General features: G+C 46.8%; 21 protein-coding genes and 1 tRNA gene. 17 read left to right on the forward strand and 5 right to left on the reverse strand.

Annotated elements, in window-relative coordinates:
* Positions 1-17: 17 nt before the first annotated feature.
* The 6 genes from GACE_RS10190 (at position 18) to GACE_RS10215 (ending at position 8,367) form a co-directional block, all read left to right on the forward strand.
* Entirely contained in the window at positions 18-2,063 is a 2,046-nt protein-coding gene (locus tag GACE_RS10190) for a heavy metal translocating P-type ATPase (protein ID WP_048093205.1), read from the forward strand.
* 80 nt (positions 2,064-2,143) lie between these two features.
* Entirely contained in the window at positions 2,144-4,570 is a 2,427-nt protein-coding gene (locus tag GACE_RS10195) for a heavy metal translocating P-type ATPase (protein ID WP_084063723.1), read from the forward strand.
* Between the two features lie 77 nt (positions 4,571-4,647).
* Positions 4,648-6,087 carry a COG1361 S-layer family protein gene (locus GACE_RS10200; RefSeq protein ID WP_048093206.1) on the forward strand — a complete coding sequence of 480 codons (1,440 nt, stop codon included), beginning with the start codon at positions 4,648-4,650 and terminating at the stop codon, positions 6,085-6,087.
* A 12-nt stretch (positions 6,088-6,099) separates the two neighbouring features.
* Entirely contained in the window at positions 6,100-7,230 is a 1,131-nt protein-coding gene (locus GACE_RS10205; RefSeq protein WP_148305968.1) for an ABC transporter permease, read from the forward strand.
* A gap of 11 nt (positions 7,231-7,241) precedes the next feature.
* Positions 7,242-7,934 (forward strand): ABC transporter ATP-binding protein, encoded by a 693-nt coding sequence (locus tag GACE_RS10210; protein WP_048093890.1) that lies wholly within the window; start codon positions 7,242-7,244, stop codon positions 7,932-7,934.
* Positions 7,915-8,367, forward strand: a complete 453-nt coding sequence (locus GACE_RS10215; RefSeq protein WP_048093209.1) for a hypothetical protein — start codon at positions 7,915-7,917, stop codon at positions 8,365-8,367. Before GACE_RS10210 ends, GACE_RS10215 begins: the two co-directional genes overlap by 20 nt.
* Before the next feature lie 85 nt (positions 8,368-8,452).
* Here GACE_RS10215 and GACE_RS11295 read toward each other — a convergent pair whose 3' ends face one another.
* From GACE_RS11295 to GACE_RS11965, 3 genes are all read right to left on the reverse strand, one after another.
* Positions 8,453-8,593, reverse strand: a complete 141-nt coding sequence (locus tag GACE_RS11295) for a hypothetical protein (protein WP_318249213.1) — start codon at positions 8,591-8,593, stop codon at positions 8,453-8,455.
* A gap of 269 nt (positions 8,594-8,862) precedes the next feature.
* A tRNA-Leu gene (locus GACE_RS10220) sits at positions 8,863-8,945 on the reverse strand.
* 94 nt (positions 8,946-9,039) lie between these two features.
* Positions 9,040-9,177, reverse strand: a complete 138-nt coding sequence (locus GACE_RS11965) for a hypothetical protein (protein WP_158413838.1) — start codon at positions 9,175-9,177, stop codon at positions 9,040-9,042.
* Between the two features lie 301 nt (positions 9,178-9,478).
* Here GACE_RS11965 and GACE_RS10225 point away from each other — a divergent pair, with 301 nt between their 5' ends.
* On the forward strand, positions 9,479-10,480 hold the full coding sequence (locus GACE_RS10225) for a radical SAM protein (RefSeq protein WP_052400295.1): 1,002 nt from the start codon (positions 9,479-9,481) through the stop codon (positions 10,478-10,480).
* Here GACE_RS10225 and GACE_RS10230 read toward each other — a convergent pair.
* On the reverse strand, positions 10,454-11,641 hold the full coding sequence (locus GACE_RS10230; protein ID WP_158413839.1) for an MFS transporter: 1,188 nt from the start codon (positions 11,639-11,641) through the stop codon (positions 10,454-10,456). The genes GACE_RS10225 and GACE_RS10230 overlap by 27 nt on opposite strands.
* An 82-nt stretch (positions 11,642-11,723) precedes the next feature.
* Between GACE_RS10230 and dnaG the strand changes: the two genes are divergently transcribed.
* Positions 11,724-12,962: a DNA primase DnaG gene (gene dnaG / locus GACE_RS10235; protein ID WP_084063769.1), complete on the forward strand. Its 1,239-nt coding sequence runs from the start codon at positions 11,724-11,726 to the stop codon at positions 12,960-12,962.
* Between the two features lie 285 nt (positions 12,963-13,247).
* Here the strand turns inward: dnaG and GACE_RS10240 are convergent, their stop codons facing one another.
* Positions 13,248-14,300 carry an SLC13 family permease gene (locus GACE_RS10240; RefSeq protein ID WP_048093214.1) on the reverse strand — a complete coding sequence of 351 codons (1,053 nt, stop codon included), beginning with the start codon at positions 14,298-14,300 and terminating at the stop codon, positions 13,248-13,250.
* Between the two features lie 28 nt (positions 14,301-14,328).
* On the opposite strand from GACE_RS10240, the gene GACE_RS10245 reads away from it, so the two are divergent.
* From GACE_RS10245 to GACE_RS10275, 9 genes are all read left to right on the forward strand, one after another.
* Complete coding sequence (locus GACE_RS10245) at positions 14,329-15,228, forward strand: integrase (protein WP_048093216.1); 900 nt, start codon at positions 14,329-14,331, stop codon at positions 15,226-15,228.
* Positions 15,218-15,442, forward strand: a complete 225-nt coding sequence (locus GACE_RS10250; RefSeq protein ID WP_048093217.1) for a hypothetical protein — start codon at positions 15,218-15,220, stop codon at positions 15,440-15,442. Before GACE_RS10245 ends, GACE_RS10250 begins: the two co-directional genes overlap by 11 nt.
* A 170-nt stretch (positions 15,443-15,612) precedes the next feature.
* A complete protein-coding gene (locus tag GACE_RS10255) occupies positions 15,613-15,912 on the forward strand; it encodes a hypothetical protein (RefSeq protein WP_048093218.1) in 300 nt (99 codons plus the stop codon).
* 15 nt (positions 15,913-15,927) lie between these two features.
* Positions 15,928-16,296 carry a hypothetical protein gene (locus GACE_RS10260; RefSeq protein ID WP_048093219.1) on the forward strand — a complete coding sequence of 123 codons (369 nt, stop codon included), beginning with the start codon at positions 15,928-15,930 and terminating at the stop codon, positions 16,294-16,296.
* A 4-nt stretch (positions 16,297-16,300) separates the two neighbouring features.
* Positions 16,301-16,468 (forward strand): hypothetical protein, encoded by a 168-nt coding sequence (locus GACE_RS11745; protein WP_158413840.1) that lies wholly within the window; start codon positions 16,301-16,303, stop codon positions 16,466-16,468.
* Entirely contained in the window at positions 16,465-18,327 is a 1,863-nt protein-coding gene (locus GACE_RS10265; protein WP_148305969.1) for a DUF5658 family protein, read from the forward strand. Before GACE_RS11745 ends, GACE_RS10265 begins: the two co-directional genes overlap by 4 nt.
* A gap of 2 nt (positions 18,328-18,329) precedes the next feature.
* Positions 18,330-19,253, forward strand: coding sequence for a hypothetical protein (locus GACE_RS10270; RefSeq protein WP_048093225.1), 924 nt, complete (start codon positions 18,330-18,332; stop codon positions 19,251-19,253).
* A 113-nt stretch (positions 19,254-19,366) separates the two neighbouring features.
* A complete protein-coding gene (locus tag GACE_RS11970; protein ID WP_318249214.1) occupies positions 19,367-19,489 on the forward strand; it encodes a hypothetical protein in 123 nt (40 codons plus the stop codon).
* Between the two features lies 1 nt (position 19,490).
* Complete coding sequence (locus GACE_RS10275) at positions 19,491-19,862, forward strand: hypothetical protein (protein ID WP_148305970.1); 372 nt, start codon at positions 19,491-19,493, stop codon at positions 19,860-19,862.
* The last annotated feature ends 1 nt before the right edge of the window (position 19,863 follow it).

Here is a 19,863-nt window from a genome sequence, read left to right on the forward strand (position 1 = left end):
AACGAGGGGGGTCATAAATGGAGAAGATGGATCACGGTGGTGAACACAGCCACGGGATGCATGAGGAAAAGCAAGATACGGACACGCATGGGGAGCACGAGGGTCACGGGGGCAAGGGCAAGCCCCGCGTTCATGACCACCACAAAATGATGATGGAGGACTTCAAGAAGAGATTCTACATCTCCACTGCCCTCACCATACCCATACTTCTGCTGTCTCCTTTAATACAGCGCCTCCTCGGGATATCCATAGCATTCCCCGGGGACGACCTGGTTTTATTCGCCCTTTCGTCGTTTGTTTACTTCTACGGCGGTTATCCATTTTTCAAGGGATTCTTCGAAGAGCTGACAAAGACCCGCCCCGGAATGATGACTTTAATCTCGGTTGCCATTTCGGCGGCATACATTTACAGCTCGGCGGTGGTGTTCGGGCTTGAAGGCAAGTACTTCTTCTGGGAGCTTGCAACTCTGATAGACATCATGCTGCTCGGACACTACATAGAGATGAAGTCTGTTCTCGGAGCCTCAAGGGCACTGGAGGAGCTCGTCAAGATAATGCCCTCCACCGCTCACCGGATCAGGAACGGAGAGGTCGAGGAGGTTCCGGTTGAGCAGCTCAACCCCGGAGATGTGGTGCTCATAAGGCCGGGTGAGAAGATACCTGTAGACGGCATCGTCGTCGAGGGAGAGAGCTACGTGGACGAGTCAATGCTTACTGGAGAGAGCAGACCCGTAACGAAAAAACCCGGAGACGAAGTCATTGGTGGATCTGTGAACATGGAAGGTTCTCTGAAAGTCGAGGTCAAGAAGACCGGGAAGGAAACATACCTCAGCCAGATTATCGAGCTTGTGAGGCAGGCTCAGGAGAGCAAGTCGAGAACTCAGGATCTGGCGAACAAGGCTGCATTCTACCTGACCATCATCGCCCTCAGCGCCGGAACAATCACGTTTGCGACATGGATCTTCCTGGGCAAGGATCTTGCGTTTGCGGTTGAGAGGGCGGTTACGGTGATGGTCATTTCATGCCCGCATGCTCTGGGACTTGCGGTTCCACTGGTCGTTGCCGTCTCAACATCTCTCGCAGCCCAGAATGGTTTGCTGATAAGAAACAGACAGGCGTTTGAAAGGACAAAGGAGCTGCAGGCAGTCGTGTTTGACAAAACCGGAACGCTGACGGAAGGAAAATTCGGTGTTACTGACATAATAGCCTTCACAGGCAGTGAGGATGAGGTGCTGAGGATTGCTGCGAGCATGGAAATGCATTCAGAACATCCGATTGCAAGGAGCATCGTTGAGGAGGCTGAAAGGAGGGGTCTGAAGCTTGAAGAAGTCGAGAGCTTCAGGGCAATCCCCGGAAAGGGCATCGAGGCGCAGATTGGTGGGACGACGTACATGGTGGTCAGCCCGGGATATCTCAGGGAGAAGGGCATTGAGGCTGGAGAGGAGGCCGAGAAACTTGCGGCTCAGGGCAAGACTGTGGTTTATCTGCTGAAAGATTCAGAGCTTGCAGGAGTGATTGCTCTTGCCGACAGAATAAAATCCGAGTCAAGAGAAGCTGTGGAAAAGCTGAAGAAGATGGGTATAAAATGCATGATGCTCACTGGAGACAACGAGCTTGTGGCAAAATGGGTGGCTGAAGAACTTGGTCTCGATGAGTACTTTGCTGAAGTTCTGCCCCATGAAAAGGCAGAGATGGTGGCGAAGGTTCAGGAGAAGTACGTAACTGCCATGGTTGGAGATGGCATAAACGATGCCCCAGCTTTGGCTCAGGCCGATGTTGGTATAGCGATAGGTGCAGGGACAGATGTGGCCATTGAAACTGCAGACATAATTCTTGTCAGAAGTGATCCGAGGGATGTTGTCAAAATCGTTGAACTTTCGAAGAAAACATACGCCAAGATGATCCAGAATCTGATCTGGGCGACAGGTTACAACAGTGTGGCGATACCTCTCGCGGCTGGTGTAGCCTACGGCATTGGAATTCTTCTGACTCCAGCCATAGGTGCTGCTCTGATGTCCCTCAGCACGGTGATAGTTGCAATAAATGCGAGATTGCTGAAATAACTTTCCGTTATTTTTTCAATCCAATTTTTTTACGGGGCGTCAGGAGTTAATGCTATATTTTATGTTGACAATGTAAGTATGTGAGCAAAAAAATTAAGCTTAAGGTAGAGGGGATGACCTGTGCATCCTGTGCAAGGACGGTCGAGACAGCAGCGATGCAGGTAGATGGAGTCAGAAAAGCAAGTGTCAATCTGGCCACGGAATCTCTTCAGCTTGAACTGGACCCTGAAAAGGCAAAAATAGAGGAGATAAAAAAGGCAATCGAAGAAGTGGGTTACAGAATTCCTGAGGATGAGAAAGCAGTTGTTGTAAAAATAGGTGGGATGACCTGTGCTTCATGCGCCAAGACCATTGAAATCGCAGTTGGCAGTCTTGATGGGGTAAAGAGCATTGCCGTCAACCTCGCAACCGAAAGTGCCAGGATAGTTTACAATCCCTCCGTTACCGGAATTGAGGACATCAGAAAGGCCATAGAGGAAGTTGGTTATCAATTTCTGGGTATTGAAGGTGAGGAGCTGAAAGAAGAGGCTAAGGGGGATCACGTCAGAGATATGAAGAAAAAGCTCGCGTTTGCGTCGGTATTCGGTGCAGTTCTTCTCGTCATGCAGTATGGAAAGTATGTCGGTCTTCCCGAAATACCCTACAACAGCGTAATTCAGTTCATTCTCGCAACACCCGTTATGTTCTATTCGGGCAGAGAGATGTTCCTTGCCGCCGTGAGGGCTCTCAGACACAGAATGCTCAACATGGACGTGATGTACTCAATGGGTGTCGGCTCGGCATACACTGCAAGCGTACTGTCCACAATAGGGCTTCTGCCAGAAGATTATCTTTTCTACGAAACCGCAGTTCTGCTTCTCGCCTTCCTGCTCCTCGGCAGGACACTCGAAGCGATAGCCAAAGGAAGGACGAGCGAGGCGATAAAGAAGCTGATCGGGTTACAGGCAAAAACGGCCACTGTCGTCAGAGATGGTAAGGAGATCGAAGTACCGGTGGAGGAAGTCAGAGTTGGTGACATTGTAATAGTGAAGCCGGGTGAAAAGATACCGGTTGATGGTGTTGTAATCGAGGGCGAGAGCTACGTGGACGAGTCAATGATTACCGGAGAACCAATCCCGAATCTCAAGAAAGTTGGGGATGAGGTTGTTGGAGCGACTATAAACAAAAACGGCGTGCTGAAAGTCAAAGCCACGAGGGTTGGCAGTGATACACTGCTTGCCCAGATAATAAGGCTCGTTGAGGAGGCAATGGGGAGCAGGCCACCGATTCAGAAGCTGGCTGATAAAATCGTCGCCTACTTCATACCTGTGGTTCTGACCATAGCAGTAACTTCGTTCATATACTGGTATTTCATAGCAGGGGTGCCTGAAATCTTCGCCTTCACGACTCTCGTTGCTGTGCTTGTGATTGCTTGCCCCTGTGCTTTTGGACTTGCGACACCAACTGCGCTGACAGTGGGAATGGGCAAGGGTGCGGAGCTTGGAATACTCATTAAAAACGGAGAAGCTCTTGAGATTGCACGGAGAGTAACAACTGTCGTGTTTGACAAAACAGGAACACTGACGAAGGGTAAACCGGAGGTTACTGACATTGTTGCCTTTGAAGGCGATGAAACTGAAGTGTTGAGAGTTGCTGCCATAGCAGAAAAGAGGAGCGAACATCCTCTGGCCGAGGCGGTTGTGAGGAAGGCAGAGGAGATAGGAGTGCAGGTTGACGAGCCTGAGAAATTTGAAGTCATTACCGGGAAGGGAGTTGTTGCTTCATTCAATGGGGAGAAGATACTGGTTGGAAGCAGGAAGCTGATGACGGAAAATGGAATGGAAGTGAGCAGCGAGATTGAGAATACTCTTCAGAGACTTGAGAGTGAGGCGAAGACAGCCGTACTCGTGTCCCACAAGGGCAGGATCATAGGTGCGATAGGCATCGCAGACAACATAAAGCCCTCTGCGAAGGAAGCCATCGAGGAGCTTCACAGGATTGGCAAGAAAGTTGCAATGATTACTGGAGACAACAGAAGAACAGCAGAGGCGATTGCCAGAAGGCTTGGCATCGACACGGTTCTGGCTGAGGTACTCCCACACCAGAAGGCTGAGGAGGTAAGGAGGCTTCAGGAGAAAGGAGAGGTGGTGGCGTTCGTAGGAGATGGCATAAACGATGCCCCAGCTTTAGCTCAGGCCGACCTCGGCATTGCCATGGGAAGTGGTACAGATGTTGCACTGGAGAGCGGAGAGATCGTGCTTATGAGGGATGATTTGCGCGATGTTGTCGCAGCAATACAGCTCAGCGAAAAGACATTGAACAAGATAAAGCAGAACCTGTTCTGGGCCATGATCTACAACACCATACTTATTCCGGTGGCTGCAGGGGTTCTTTATCCCTTCTTCGGCATAGTCTTCAGGCCGGAATGGGCTGGACTGGCAATGGCAATGAGCAGTGTGAGCGTTGTCACAAACTCGCTGCTGATGAAGAACTACGTTCCGCCGGTTAAGCGGGAGCAGAAAACGTAATTCAACAACATTCAAATTTTTTTTGAAATCCACAGATTTATAAATTAGTTCTTCAACATTCTATTGGGGGTGTATTGATGATGAAAATGAAAGGTGCCGGACTGATGGGACTGGCTTTACTGATGCTATTCACTCTAATAGCGCCCGCAATTGCTTCAAATCCGCTTACGGTGGAATATTCCATAATTCCTTCCGTTGTAAAACCCGGTGTTGAAGGATATATTGAAATAATGCTCTCCAATACTGGAATTACGCCCATAAAGGACATATACGTTTTCAGAGTAGATGCTGATGAGCCGTTGGTTATCAAGGACTACCGGAAGGATGTTGGCGACCTGTCTCCCGGAACGTCGAGAACCCTGATAGTGAGGTTTGCGGTTCCCGAAACTGCGGAAGCAGGATACTATCTTGTTAAAGTGGATCTCAGGATGAGAGCTGCAGGCTCATCGGAAAGATACGTGTTTGAAATACCTGTTGAAGTTCGGGAAGAGAGCCTTGTGGGCCTCAGCATATCTCCCGAAAAGATAGAGGCGAACACGCCCGTCAATCTCACGCTCAGGGTTGAAAATGCTGCTGGGGAGATCAGAAACCTCAGGATATCCTGGTCGGGCGATGGGCTGATCCCGCTGTCAGAAAGTTCACCGCTGCTAATTCCTTCAATGACTCAGGGTGATACTGAGGAGTTCAGCCTCAGGGTGAAGGCTCTGAAACAGGGGACTGCTGTTCTGGTTTTCAACATCACGTACTCTGATGTTACCGGTAACGTTGTCCGTGAGGTCAGAACCTTAGCCCTGGATGTTGCGGCGAAAAAGGAGAGCTTTCTGAATGTCTCTCTCACGCCCGGCGTACTTGAGGTTGGAAATGGTGGAAAGCTCACATTCAATCTTGCTGCTGAGGGAACTGATGAGCTGAAAAACATACTGTTCAGCTGGAGAAGTGATGCGATTATGCCATCGTCTTCAAATTCCCGGTTCATTGATGCACTTCAGCCGGGAGAACGGAAGGTCGTTACATTTGATGTTTTCGTCAATGAAAACGTTCAGCCCGGCTACTATCCGGTTGAGGTAATGGTGGAATATGATTATTCCGGGATGAACGTTAAGTCGGAAGAGTCATTTTCGGTCATGGTTACAGGGGATATCTCGCTAACAGCAACGCTCTTCAGGGCTGAGAATGACAAGGTGTTCATCTCGGTTGCCAACACAGGAAATGCCCCTGCCAAGAATTTAGTCGTCTATGCGAGCTCTAAATACGGAAAGGGCGAGGTGTTCATTGGTGACATGGCGCCGGGTGATGAGGAGATCATTGAGGTGGACCAGAAAAATGCTGACACATCCAAGCCCTATAACATCACGCTGAAACTTGAGTACAGGGATGTTTTCGGTGAAAGGTATTCAGAGATCAGGGAAGTTAACGTTCACCACTTCAGAGAGAGCTTTTCATCGGCTTACCTTCTGGGTGGAGCCTCACTTCTGGTACTTGCCCTTGCAGTTATCTGGTTCATCAGGAAAAAGTAGCGGGGAGTGAAAATGGTTTCCATAGCCAGAAAAAATCTGTTTCATGAAAAAGGACGGCTGGTGATAAGCATAGGGGGTGTTGCGTTCTCAACTATGCTGATAATGGTCCTGATGGGTGTGTATTATGGAATATTCACCGAAAGCACGATGTATCTGAGGAAAACAAACGCAGACCTCTGGGTGGGGCAGGAAGGCATACACGATACCTGGCATACGTATTCTCTGCTGCCGAGAGGACTTGACGATGAGATACGAAAGGTTGGGGGAGTGAAGGATGTTCACGAGTTTATAGGAAGGGCTGTGAGGGCGAAAGTATCAAAGGTGGTGGACAAGGAGGAGACGATATACATCATCGGCTTTGACACAAAAACCGGTGTTGGAGGACCGTGGGAGATTGTCAAGGGAAAGAAGATTCCCCGGGATGGGCAGGTGATAGTGGACAGGGTTTTCGCCACGAGAAATGGCATCGATATCGGAGACAAGATTGAGGTTGGTGGGGTCGAGCTTACTGTGGTTGGCATTTCAAAGGATACCTTTGTTCTCGTCTATTCCTATGCTTTCGTCACCAAGGAGGATGCGGAGAAGATATTTGGGGCGGAGGACTTCCTGAATTACTACATGGTGGAGGTTGATAACCCGTTCTTTGCCGAAAAGATAGCGGACAACATCAAGAGCAGGCTCGAAAGTCTGGGTGTTAAGGTGGACGTTCTCACCAAAAAGAAATTCATAGACAATCACAAGGAGGTGATAGATGAAAGCTTCAGCGCAATACTCCTTCCTCTGGTTTTCATAGGATTCTTCATAGGTGTCACGGTTATAGGGTTAACGCTGTACACTGCGACTCTCGAAAAGATGAAGGAATATGCGATTCTGAAGGCTATCGGGGCAGATGAGACCTTCATGATGCGGATAGTACTGGAACAGGCTTTCACGATCGCTCTGCTTGGATTTGCTGCGGGTTCAATTCTGTCGTTTCTGGCGGCAAATCTAATCCCAAACGTCGCTCCCGAATTCTATGTGGAAATAAACCTGCAGAATGTGGCCATGACATTCGGTTCCATCGTGGTCATGAGCTTGGTTGCCGCTCTCATACCAATAAGGAGGCTTGAGAGGATAGAGCCAGCAACAGTGTTCCAGGCGTGAGGGTGATTCACGTGGATGAAGGGATTCTGGAAGTCAGAAACGTGACTAAAATATACGGTTCTGGAAGAACTGCCGTAAAGGCCGTTGATAATGTCTCCTTTTCTATCAGCAGGGGCGAGCTCGTTCTGCTCATGGGGCCGTCTGGCTCTGGCAAAACCACCCTGCTCACGCTAATAAGCGGTCTTCTGAAGCCAACTTCAGGGAGCGTGAAAATTGAGGGGATAGAGATAACCGAGCTGAGCCAGAAGGAACTTGCGAGGATAAGGCTCGAAAAGATAGGCTTCATATTCCAGCACTTCAACCTGCTCTCTGCATTGACTGCCCTTGAGAATGTGATGATCCCGCTGATAATCCGGGGTGTGGGAGAGAGGGAGGCGAGGAAAAGAGCCGAGAAGATACTTTCGGATTTTGGACTGAAGGACAGAATGCACCACAAGCCTGAAGACCTTTCTGGAGGGGAGCAGCAGAGGGTGGCGATAGCGAGAGCGGTGATAAGCGATCCGGATCTGATCATTGCTGACGAGCCCACGGCCAACCTGGATTCCAGGAAGGGCAGGGAAGTTATGGAACTCATACACTCGATGGTGAGGAAGGGAAAGGCGGCGATAATTGCGAGCCACGATCCGAGGGTTGAAGATTTTGCAGACCGTGTTTTGAGAATGGAAGACGGGAGGTTGAAAAGCGATGAGCGCAAAGATACTTGAAAAAAGACGAGTAAGGTCCTGGCACGGTCTTGAGTTTGAAATCGTGGTGTGGAGCAACTGGTGGGCAAAAATCGGGTTCATGCTTCACCCTCAGGTGGCCAACTTCATGATGAGGTACAGCCTTCCGGAGGATGTCAGAGGTAAAATGGAAGTCCTTCACGAATTCGGTCATGTGCAGATGTTTCCTCTTGTCCTGATTTACTATCTGCCATTTTTGTTTCTCGGAATCGCTGGGTGGTGGGAATTCGTCATCATCACTGCCGGAATGCTCCTTTTCTGGGAGGTTCTTGCCGAGGCCTATGTGGCTATGAAGTTTGATGGATACTTTGAGGTTTACAGACAGAACCTTCACCCGGTTACGGCCATCTACTGGGTTTTGATCGTTACTGCAGTTTTGTTACCTGCGTTTGCTGTAATTGGCAGAATGCTGTAAATAAGATATCTATGTATGGAGTGCTGTCTGAGCTTTGAAGCTGAGAGATCGATGAACGGAAACGGAACGAGAACGACCTTTCCTTTCATCTGTATCTGACCTTCGCATCTTTTATCGAATAAATATCCGGCTCATCATCGAGAAAATCCTTTAAGCTAACTTCTGACAGCTTCATCATGGCTGTAATTTCCTTTTCTTCAAGTAACTCATCAAGCTTTCTGGACATTTCGCTGAGGATCCTCTTTATATCTGCTAACTCAGCTTCTATGCCTATAATGTTCAGTACACTCCCTTCATTTAAATACTTTACACGAATGTGCCGTCACTGATCTAAAGACTGCATCAGAATAATGATTTTTTCCACGTTTAACCCTATTCAGTCCTGCCAAAAACCCATGAATTTAATTAGCAAGCGAAAAACCCATATTAACAAATTTTCACCGTGAATTTCCACCAAACCAGACCGTAACAACCTACATTACCGAAATAATGCCATGCGGGGGGTGGGATTCGAACCCACGAAGGCCTGCGCCACTGGACCCTAAATCCAGCGCCTTTGACCGCTCGGCAACCCCCGCAAGCCGTCCTGCGAGATATGGCCAGGAGGATATTAAGTTTTGCGGTAACGTGAACCTGCGAGCGCTTGAAACACATCACAGGTTTTTTCAGGAATTATGGCAGAGGTTTTCTGAAGAAGTCGAAGAAGTTCCGGTTCTCCTTAACCTCGGCAATTAGTCCTCTTTCATAGAAGAAAGAGTGCAGCTCGTTTCTGAGCTCTTCCCATCCCCGAACTTTATTTTCGTTCTCCACGGTGAGTTCTATAGTCAGGGTGAATCCGTTTTACTTCCTGTCTGAACGGGTCTATTTCAGCGGCACGCCAGCAGTGGCTTAATCCAGGGGTGGTGTTCAACCACGTCCTTTTCGCTCAGGCTGAATTTGCCTTTCAGCCTTACTGTGTGTTTCATAATGGTTTATGCTGGACAGCTCTGAAAAAATTTACCGTCTGAAGCTGATGACGGGACTTTTATGGATGGAGGATCAGGCATACATTCATTAAATTTCAGACCTGGATTGGGGCAATTTATTTTACCGTCAGCAAACAAATGTAATTGTGGCAGGAGGGCTTGAAAGATATGCTGAGATAAATGCAGGGAATCTGCCTGCAAAGTTTCAGATAGCAAAGAGGATTCAGGCTGATAAAACTGACAGTCTGTACGATGCCCACAGAGATCTGAAAAAAGAATTTCTGAAAGCATGGCATAATGAAGATACGGCAATTCTTGAAGAAAAACCTGCAGATTATTCTTTTCTGCATCTGAAAGTGGATCTGCTGAAGGAGATACTCAAAGAATGCGTCTTCTGTCAGAGGAAGTGCAGGGTAAACCGGTATGAAAGGAGAGGATACTGCAAAACCGGTGCTGAAAGTTACTACAGCAGCGAATTCCTTCATTTTGGTGAAGAGCCTGAGCTTGTTCCATCGCACACGATCTTCTTCAACAGATGCACTTTCTCCTGTGTGTTCTGTCAGAACTGGGATATTGTCTGCAGGGACGATATACCTGTGAACCCAAAAGAGCTTGCATATCTGATCGATATCAGAAGGAGACAGGGTAGCAGAAACGTGAATTTTGTAGGCGGGAATCCTGATCAGCACGCTCACACGATTCTCGAGATACTCCTTCATGTGGACTCGAGCCTGCCGGTGGTCTGGAACTCGAACATGTATCACAGTGTCGAGCTGGCCGAGATTATTGAGGACGTCATCGACCTTTGGCTGGGAGATTTCAAATACGGGAACGATGATTGTGCGGCAAAATATTCGAATGCCGGAAACTATTTCGAGACCGTAACCGGGAACTTTCTGAGGGCAAAGAAGCACGGCGAGTTGTTAATACGACACCTTGTCATGCCCGGACACGTTGAATGCTGTACAGAAAGGATTGTGAAATGGGTTTCGAAGAACCTCGGGAGAGATACGAGATTCAACCTGATGTTCCAGTACTGGCCTGCATACAGGGCGAACGAGTATCCCGAGATCTCAAGAAGGCTCGACAGGGGGGAAATTAAAAAAGCGATAAAGGTGACTTCAATCCATCTCGATAACCTGGTGTGATTCTCTGACCCCTGCCCAGAAAAGCATGCCTGCAATCACCGTTGCTATTGCTGAGGCGGTGAAAACTGCAGCTATTCCACTGAGTCCCTGGCCGCCGAGATCGTAAAACACACCCGCCAGCATGGGCCCTATCGCCCTTCCGAGGCTCTTGGATGCGGAGAAATAACCCATCAACCCTCCAAGATTTCCTGTTTTTTTACCCTCCACTGCGACAAGTCCGCTAACTGCCGGAAGAGAAAGAGAGCTTGAAATGCCGAGGAATGCAGAAAGAACAAGGAGGATGTGAAATGTGGTGTACCGTATGATTGAGACGTAAATTACAGCTGAGAGAATCGTTGACAGCATGACCGGAAAAATGAAACCCCGCCTGTCTGAAAAAGCTCCACCGTACGGTTGTATAATTCCTGAAACGAAGAGGTTTGTGAAGACGAGCATGCCGATTTCCGTGTAGCTCAGACCGATGAGATATCCATATATCGGAAGAAAGGACATCATGCTCCCTCTGCCAATGGAGTTCAGTATTCTGAAAATCAGGACCGAGATAATCCTTCTGCTGAACTCTTTTCCACCGTTTTCGCTTTTCTGCTGAGGTTTAATCTCAGGAAGAGTCAGGATTGCAATTATGAGGGTTATCAGGCTCATCAGCGCCATGGCAAAGAACGCCATTTTCTCGCTGTGAAAGTCTGAGAGAACTCCCCCAATGAGTGGGCCGAAAGACATTCCGAGGAATATTGAGCGATTTGCGAAGCCCATGTATTTTCCTTCCTTCCCTTCCGGGGCTATCTGGGCTATCATGGCGAGAATGACCGGCATCACCATTGCCGAGGACATGCCGTGAAACAGCCGGATTACTATCAGTTCCTCCGGATTTCTGGCAAGTGCGTAGAGCAGGGCAAGCAGCGTGTACAGAGACAGACCAGCAGTTATAAGTGGCCTTCTCCCGTATCTGTCAGAAAGTCTCCCGAACATGGGTAGGAATACCAGTCTCGAGATCGAAAATGCTGAGAATATGAGACCTATCACCACACCTCCCGCGCCCATGTTTTTCGCGATAATTGGTAGGATTGGGGAGATGATTCCGACGCCTATTGTGAGTGTGAAAAGGACAAGCGACGAAGTAAAAAGCGTATATTTCGCTTTTTCGCCCATCTCTCTCTCCATCGTTTCTCCCATCAACAAAGTATTTATAAGGTTTCCATACAAAGTAGTTTGCCAGAAACAGTGGCTACAAGAGGTGATGTCAATGAAAGCACCAAGCGATACAACAAAGTATCTCATTCACGCAGAAATAGTTGCAGAAGGTGTTGTTGAGCGGCCAGACGTCGTAGGGGCCATCTTTGGGCAGACAGAGGGCCTTCTTGGCGATGACCTCGATCTCAGAGAGCTTCAGAAAACCGGAAGGATAGGCAGGATCGAGGTCAAAATCGAGAGCAAGAGTGGCAAGAGTTTTGGGGAAATAAGGGTTCCGAGCAGCCTTGACAAGATAGAGACAGCGATACTTGCAGCAGCTCTTGAGACCATAGAGAGAGTTGGGCCATGTGCTGCAAAAATCAAGGTAATAAAGATTGAGGATGTAAGGGCAAGCAAGAGGAAAAAGATTGTCGAAAGGGCAAAGGACATTCTGAGGGAGCTGTTTGAGGAACCAGAGATCGAAAGCGAAAAGATTGCGGATCTTGTAAGACAGGCAATCAGGACAGAGGAGATCATAGAGTATGGAGAGGACAGGCTTCCGGCAGGACCGGCCATAGACGAAAGCGATGCGATAATTGTCGTCGAAGGACGGGCAGATGTGCTTAACCTGCTTAAACACGGGATAAAGAATATTATAGCTGTTGAAGGTACGAATATTCCGAAAACGATTGTTGATCTGAGCAAGAGAAAAACAGTTACTGCATTTCTTGATGGAGACAGGGGCGGGGATCTGATACTCAAAGAACTGCTTCAGGTTGCTGATATTGACTACGTGGCGAGGGCACCGGAAGGCAAGGGAGTTGAGGACCTTACCCAGAAGGAGATTGTTAAATCTCTGAGAAATAAGATTCCGGTTGAGCAGGTTCACGTGCTGAAACACAAGGATGAGAAAAAGGAGGAGAGGAAGGACGTCAGGGAGACCAAGGTTGAACAGAAGGAAGAGTCGGAGGCTGCGGAAAAACCAAAGGAGGAGAAGAAAGAAGATGCAAGGGACAGGGCAAATGTAATCGAAATGCTCAGGAAGCACAAACAGGAAATTGAAGGAAATCTGAAGGCAAGACTTATTGACAGCAACTTCGAAGTGGTCAGAGAGATCCCGGTCAGAGACCTGGTCAAGCTTCTGAAGTCAAACAACGTCAAGGCTCATGGAATCGTATTTGATGGAGTTATAACTCAGAGAGTTGTCGATCTGGCCGCGAAGAGGAACATAAACTTGCTGGTCGGCGTCAAGGTTGGAAGTGTTGTGAAAGTCCCCTCAAATGTCAATATCATGACATTTGACCAGATTTAATTTTTTGTTATTTTTTAATTTTTAAGCCTGAGTGCAGCAAAGAATCGCCCTGAATTTTCCCATAAAAGTTATGGGTGTTGCAAAAAAGAGGGCTGAGTTTTCATTTGGTGAATTTTCTTGAAACAGCAAAAAATGAAAAAGGAGCATGGGGAATATTCAATTGGACAGCGACATGGGGAAAATTAGAGTTTAAAAGCCCTTCGGAGGAGAGAAAAAAGCAGGACTACTAAAATTATTGCCCTGACCTGTGGAAATTATTTGAGTTAACCGTCTCACGACGGAATTTCAGAAGAACAGCCACAAGACGAGCACAACGCACATCAGGAGATATGCAAACGAAAAAAGATGGTATTCTCGCAGGAACTTGCTATCCCTGACGATTCCGTATGCAATAAGATTGGCAAAAGAGGCAGTGAGGAGGCCATTACCACCAATGTTAACTCCGGCTGCGATTGCGGGATAGTTGTTGCTGACTTCTGTCATAATCAGTGCGGCAGGAACGTTGTTGATGATTTGCGATGTGACAATGGATGCGAGAAACACATTCGACCCTGTAAAATTTACAGTGTGGATGAAAACGGATGCAATCGTTCGAAAATCGACAAACATCAGAGCAAAAATCGCAACAAGCTGCCAGTTGGCATTCGTAACCACCCTTCTAAAAAAGATGAGGTAAATTGAAATGACCACAATGACAAACCAGTGTGCCCCGAGGTCGAGTGCAATCACAAGGAGCATGAGAAGGGCCAGAGACAGTGTCTTCAGGAATTTATCCACCTCAAAGCTCTTGCTGTCAGCCGATACGACCCTGTTCTCAACAAGGAACAGCAGAGTGAAAAGGACTGCGAGCTGTACAAGAACAAACTTTGCCATGGCCGCTGCGAATTCTACAAAAGAGATGCCCCAGACGTGCCATATGAGCAGGTTCTGGGGATTTCCAATCGGTGTGAGGGTGGAGCCAGCATTTGCCGAAATGACTTCAAGCGCTACCACTTTTCTGACATCGATGTGATCCTTAAGGCTCATGGTGAGCGGAACTACAACCATGACTGCGGCATCGTTTGTTATGATTGCGCCGAGGATTGCTGACAGCATGCAAAGCCTGAACACAAGTGTGCGTTCAGTTTTTGATGCTCTTGCAATCGAATATGCGAGATTGGAAAGATATCCACTTTCTCTGGCTCCTTCCGACACAAGAAGCAATCCTGCCAGGGAGAGAATGGCTCTCCAGTCAACGTAATCACTAAAGTTTTCCGCTTCATCAGGGAAGACTGCTGCCAGAACTGCAAGCATGACCAGAAGAATGAGAAGCGTTAGCGTCTCGAATGTGTATTTCACTCCCAGCCTCCTCCAAAATAAGGGGTTAATGCTCCGGCCGGGATTTGAACCCGGGTCGCCGGCTCGAAAGGCTTGGATATCTGATGATTTCATCGTAATTGACTATCAGAGGCACAGAAATGAGTTTATTGAGTGGCTGCAAAAGAAGAGCAAAAAGACAACATGGCAGAACTACGTAACACTACTTGACAGAAAGCTGTCAGGAGTTAAAATATTCGACAAAGACCAGCTTGCTGAGATTTATGATGAGCTTGAAAGGAATAAGGCGAACTTTGCCAAAGGCGTCAGAAACTTCCTGAATTTCCTTGTAGAAAAGAAGGGCTTCCCTATTGCAGTTGCTGAAGAATTTAAATCAGTGCTTAAAATACCACGTTCTGGGACAGATAAACAGATACCAAGCGACACAGACATAATTGAAGCACATGAATATTTCAGAAGTAAGTTAACTCCAGAGCTGCTCAATGTGTTTTATCTGCTGATTTTCAGTGGCCTCAGACTTGAACACATTTTGCAGATGCTCAGAAACTTCAACCCTGCAAGACTGGAGATCCTTGACAGTTTTGCACGTTATGATATGTCTGGTATCGGCTCTGAAAACAAGGATGCTTATGAATGCTACATGCCTGTCTGGCTTGCTAAGCGATTGAGTCAGGTTGATCTTGACTATCGCTTTGCTAAAGACAGTATAAACTATAAGGCTAAGAGTGGTAAAACTATTTCGGCAAAATACATCAGAAAATGGACGAACAACTTCTTAAAGAAGCAGGGAGTCCCGAAGGATGAAAGAAACTTCATTCTTGGCAGACACTCTGAGATCTCAAAAAGCGTTGAGAACTTCAATTATCTCGATCTGAGAGATGATGCCGACATGTGGTATGCAAGAGTTGTTGACAAATTCCCGATCAAGGAGGTGGAACATGCAGATTGAACTGCCTGAAAACCTTTCCTTGACTTTTTACCTCATGGCAAGTGGCAAAAAGAACAGGAAACAGACATCAGTCTGGATCGAGAAGATATACCTTGACAAGCTCAAGGAGGATGGCGTTTGCCTCTCTGACCTCGTTAATTTTCTCCTCGAACAATACCTAAGGCAGAAAGGCAAGTTAGACGTCAAAGAAATAATAGAATCAATAAAGAAGTAATAATAATCTACTATTTTTTGATTGTCTGCTTTTTGCGGCGGCTCTGCAACTGCACGGGCTTAACGTTGTGGGTAATTACTAACTATGTGGCGTTTCTATGGATACTTTGTCAGTTCTTTTCCAGTTCTGTTTAACAAAATGTTATATTTTTCCATGCAGACTTTGACAACATGAGGTTTGGTAGCCGGGAGAAGGGGAGGAAGGGCAGGCCATACAGGAAGGCCTTTGTTGTCTTTATGGTCTTTGGCCTGCTTTTGATGTGGCCTGCAAGTGCTGCGAATGGCACAGCAACCATCAACTGGACACAGATCTCGGACATAATTACTGGGGTCTCAGGACTGTTCCCAAGCTTTGTGACTCTCGTGAGCAATGCACTGCCGATACTGATCTTCCTTGGAGTCATCGGCTTCGTGCTGAGGTTCTTTGACAGTATAATCGACATGATCGCAAGTCTGGCAAGGTTCAGATAAAAACGGAGGTGCAGCATGAACTCAAAGCTTGCGAAAGCTTTGATAATTCTATTTTTTGTAATCTCAGCTATCTCAGTTGCCTCGGCAGTTAATGTTACTGTTACATTCAGCGATCTTAATCTGCAGAAGGGGTTGAAGGTTCTGGTTTACGATTATCAGGGCAAGCTGATCGGAGAGTTCAACACAACTGACACGCTGATCCTGAACACTCTGAACGCTACAAGCTACATTTTCGTTCTCAAGCCAACTGAACAGAGCTGGTTCAGTGATCCGTTTAAGGCAGTTGAACTGCTGAAAGTCTCTGCTCCTGTAGTTCTGAGCTATGCCCTGTATGGTGGAGTTGTTGTTGGACTTGCGTATCTCATGAGTCGCTTTTTCAGGTGATATTATGGGCAGAAAAATCAAGAGAATGAATTTCAGGAGCAAGAAGGCTTACAGAAGGTGGCTCGCTTATGGTCATGCTACTGGCGTTTTTGAAAGAACACCCGGCAATGTGAAGGTGTATATTCGTGGCAGGCCTCACAGGGTTAAGCATTCAAGGAGGAGAAGGACATGAAGGGCAAAACAACGATTTTAAGCATGATTCTCATTTTCATGATTCTGAATGTCCTCGACTTAGCTTTAACTGTTTCAGCAGTTGAAAATGGAAAAGGAGTTGAAGGAAACCCAGTCATGGCTTATCTGCTCGAAAACAGCTCTGTTGCATTCACAGCAGTTAAAATCGTTGCAGGATTCGCAATCGCATTTTTACTGTTCAAGCTGTCCACAAAGAACAAAAAAGCTGCGAGAATTACTGCGATGCTGATTGTTGCTGCGTATGTACTTGTTGCTTTAAATAATGCTGTTGTCAACGCAGAAGAGATAACTTACAGCAAAACTGTTACGGGGACGATCTACGGCGGAGTTTACAGTTATAACAAAACAGGTTCTTCAAGCGGTTTGGCAAGTTATGATAACTACGAAAAAATAGGTTATTTACTATGGAATTATGATAAATTACCAATTATTCAGAACATGTATTTTTACGTTTATGGTGCAGATATACGAATAAACTTCAATAATGGAACAAGGGCAAGCATAGGTGTTGGTCAAACTTATCAAGTATCTGCTACGCTCAGTGGAGACCCAAATAAGAGAATTACAATCGCAGTTACGAGGTTTTCTGACAAATACTTGATTTATGTTGAAGCCATCGACGAAATAACTGGAAGTGGTAATGTTTTGCATACAATAAGTTATGACAACTGGTATTTTGAGTATAGGTATGGCTCAGGAAGCTATATATCTAAAACATTTTACTCTGTTGCTGTAAGCGATTTTGGAGTCGGTTACAACAATGGAGGAATATTATATATTAAGGGGATGTCATCAGGCTTAAAAATAGAAGTTTGGGCAAACGGAAGAAGCAAAAGCGTAACTAACTACTTCGAATACCGCTATTCAAACGGTGTAAGCGAGATAAACATAACAAAGAACGGGCAGGAAACTAAATGGGAGATAACTTACTACAACCTGCAAACCCAACAAATAGACACGTGGACTGAGGCAGGATTAAGCGACATAGATTTGAATGGAATTGTTCTGAACGGCTATGTCCTGTCAGCGAGAATGTATTATCCTGCAATTGGTGGTTTGGATTATGTTCAACTCACAGACATACCACGACCTTCAACAACTACGACAACCACATCTGTTAAGTTCTACTTCTTAGACGCAGAGACTGGTTCGCTGCTCGACAACGTGAATTTCACACTTCAGGAAAGCTTTATCGGCAACTCTGAAGTGATTAACGGGACTTATGACTACTCTGTTACGGTGAACAACCTTAACGACTTGGAGGTTTACACCTACACGGCAAGCAGAACAGGCTATGAGGTTGCGACAGGGAACGTTTACTATCCCCCGGCAGGAAAGGAAACGACTGTTTACGTTTATTTGACTCCAATAAAGACGCCGAGCAGCTCGAACAATTCAATTATAACCTTCAGAGTTGTTTCTGACTTTGCAGGCTATCAGATTGCAGTTGTTGATGCTGCCGTAATCCTTAACGGACAGACAAAGCTGACAAATGCACAGGGCTATGTGAGCTTTGAAGTTCCTAAGAATCAGACATACAGCTACCTCGTCAGCAAGGATGGTTACTTCAGCAAGGCAGGAGAGATCACGGCAACTCAGGACTATCATTCTGTTGTTGTTCAGCTTGAAGCGATAACTCCTGCCACAACTCCGACACCGACTGCAACTGCTACACCAACGCCTTCAACGGGAACAGGGGGAACAACAACAATCGGGGGAGGTGGAAGGGGATCTCTGGACAACGGAATTAACCTGCTCTACCAGAACGCTGAGGGACTCATCGGTATGGCGATTCTGGTTACTTTCGTCAGCTTGGTTAAGATGATGGGGAGGAGATAGCAATGAGGAAAATAATCGCATTTCTCATCATTTCTCTGATTGCTGTGATGCCTGTAAATGCCGAATACAGTAAAAAAGTTTACAGTCAGACAAATCAGGTTAATTTTCAGGTTCAGGATGGATACGTAATTCACAGCATTTATGCCAATGACATCCTGTTCAGCTCAAACTGGCAGATTCACGAGTTTTACCTTGATGCTTTCGGGCAAGTATATCATTTGACAATAAAAGCCAGATCTGAAGGGACTGGCGGCGCTTGGAAACATTTCTACATAAATCTGACTTATCCCAACGGGACGACGGTAAGCAAGGAGCTGAAAACCCTCAGGCTGCTGAGCTTGAATGACTACGACATAAAGATCCAGTATTACCCGGTTGAAGCAGACACACCTTTTGACCTCGACGTTTATGTTTACATGAATCCCCTTGATGCCGTGTTCGAATCGCAGTCAGCGAGTTTCACATTGTCAGACTACATCGTTTTCAACAGCGTTGTTTTTGCCTCGACCTCTCCTGCTAATGTCGAGATATTTTACTCACCATATTCCGAATGGGTAAACACATCACAGTCATACAGTATTGGAGACATAGCAGGAATTATCGGAGACATTGGACAGCAGGTAAGAAACATCATAGAAAAAGTCCCTTATGCAGGGGAGCTGCTGGACATATTCGACACGCTTTATGTGATCACTTCAGGGCTCCTGTACTACTTTAAACTGATCTTCATAGATAACGGATTGCTTACATTTGCGCTTTTCGAGGCATTCGTTCTCGCATGGTCGGCCGGAACAAGCAGGAACATCTGGAGTTTTTACAGGAAATACATAAGAGTCCACAGAGAACTGTTCGAATTCCTTCTCGGATTTGTCAGGGGAATTATCGGGATTTTTGCCGAAATTGTCAATGCTCTGAAACCAACATAGGGGGTGTTTTGCTTGCAGATTCGAATTAAGCCGATAAGGCTGGAGGACAGGGTAGAGGTTCTGGAAAGGAGAGTTGAGAGGCTCGAAAAGATTTGCTGTGGAGGTGAAGGGCGTTGTTCAAAATCGTGCTGATCGAGCAGGGGACGGGGACTGTTTACAGGGTTAAGGGCAGCAATCCGGTTAAGCTTGCTTTTTCGGTTGTGAGGTTCGTCAGACAGAAATACGGAGGTGATTGAATTGTTCAGGAAGAGTAAGAAGGCGATCCTGATTGATGAAAGCGGTTTTGACTGGCAGGAGGTCAAGCTGAAGAGGATAGGCAATACCTATGTTGACACTTTGACAGGTAAGACCTTCCCGCTGAACGGGAAGCCTATCCGGTTCAACGGAAAGCTTACATACCTGCTCGACGCCGAAAAGGGCGTTGTTCTCGAACCGCAGAAGAGCAAAGAGGTTCTGAACCTCAAAACGAACCCTGAGCTGCTCAGCACGATCATAGAGCCTGAAATTCTGCACAGGGCTTTCAAGTTCAGGCCTGCGATGAAGACCATCATAGCTGCGTTTTTCGTCGGGCTTGCCGCAGGTGCCCTGTTCTTTGCACCGGTGATCTGAG

Source organism: Geoglobus acetivorans, from assembly GCF_000789255.1.
Classification (GTDB): Archaea; Halobacteriota; Archaeoglobi; order Archaeoglobales; family Archaeoglobaceae; genus Geoglobus; species Geoglobus acetivorans_B.

Excerpts from the sequence above, each read along its gene's own strand:
- GACE_RS10190 (WP_048093205.1), top strand. The coding sequence starts at position 18 with ATGGAGAAGATGGATCACGGTGGTGAACACAGCCACGGGATGCATGAG.
- GACE_RS10200 (WP_048093206.1), top strand. The coding sequence starts at position 4,648 with ATGATGAAAATGAAAGGTGCCGGACTGATGGGACTGGCTTTACTGATG.
- GACE_RS10205 (WP_148305968.1), top strand. The coding sequence starts at position 6,100 with ATGGTTTCCATAGCCAGAAAAAATCTGTTTCATGAAAAAGGACGGCTG.
- GACE_RS10215 (WP_048093209.1), top strand. The coding sequence starts at position 7,915 with ATGAGCGCAAAGATACTTGAAAAAAGACGAGTAAGGTCCTGGCACGGT.
- GACE_RS11295 (WP_318249213.1), bottom strand. The coding sequence starts at position 8,593 with ATGTCCAGAAAGCTTGATGAGTTACTTGAAGAAAAGGAAATTACAGCC.
- GACE_RS10230 (WP_158413839.1), bottom strand. The coding sequence starts at position 11,641 with ATGGAGAGAGAGATGGGCGAAAAAGCGAAATATACGCTTTTTACTTCG.
- dnaG (WP_084063769.1), top strand. The coding sequence starts at position 11,724 with ATGAAAGCACCAAGCGATACAACAAAGTATCTCATTCACGCAGAAATA.
- GACE_RS10245 (WP_048093216.1), top strand. The coding sequence starts at position 14,329 with ATGCTCCGGCCGGGATTTGAACCCGGGTCGCCGGCTCGAAAGGCTTGG.
- GACE_RS10250 (WP_048093217.1), top strand. The coding sequence starts at position 15,218 with ATGCAGATTGAACTGCCTGAAAACCTTTCCTTGACTTTTTACCTCATG.
- GACE_RS10255 (WP_048093218.1), top strand. The coding sequence starts at position 15,613 with ATGAGGTTTGGTAGCCGGGAGAAGGGGAGGAAGGGCAGGCCATACAGG.
- GACE_RS10260 (WP_048093219.1), top strand. The coding sequence starts at position 15,928 with ATGAACTCAAAGCTTGCGAAAGCTTTGATAATTCTATTTTTTGTAATC.
- GACE_RS11745 (WP_158413840.1), top strand. The coding sequence starts at position 16,301 with ATGGGCAGAAAAATCAAGAGAATGAATTTCAGGAGCAAGAAGGCTTAC.
- GACE_RS10265 (WP_148305969.1), top strand. The coding sequence starts at position 16,465 with ATGAAGGGCAAAACAACGATTTTAAGCATGATTCTCATTTTCATGATT.
- GACE_RS10270 (WP_048093225.1), top strand. The coding sequence starts at position 18,330 with ATGAGGAAAATAATCGCATTTCTCATCATTTCTCTGATTGCTGTGATG.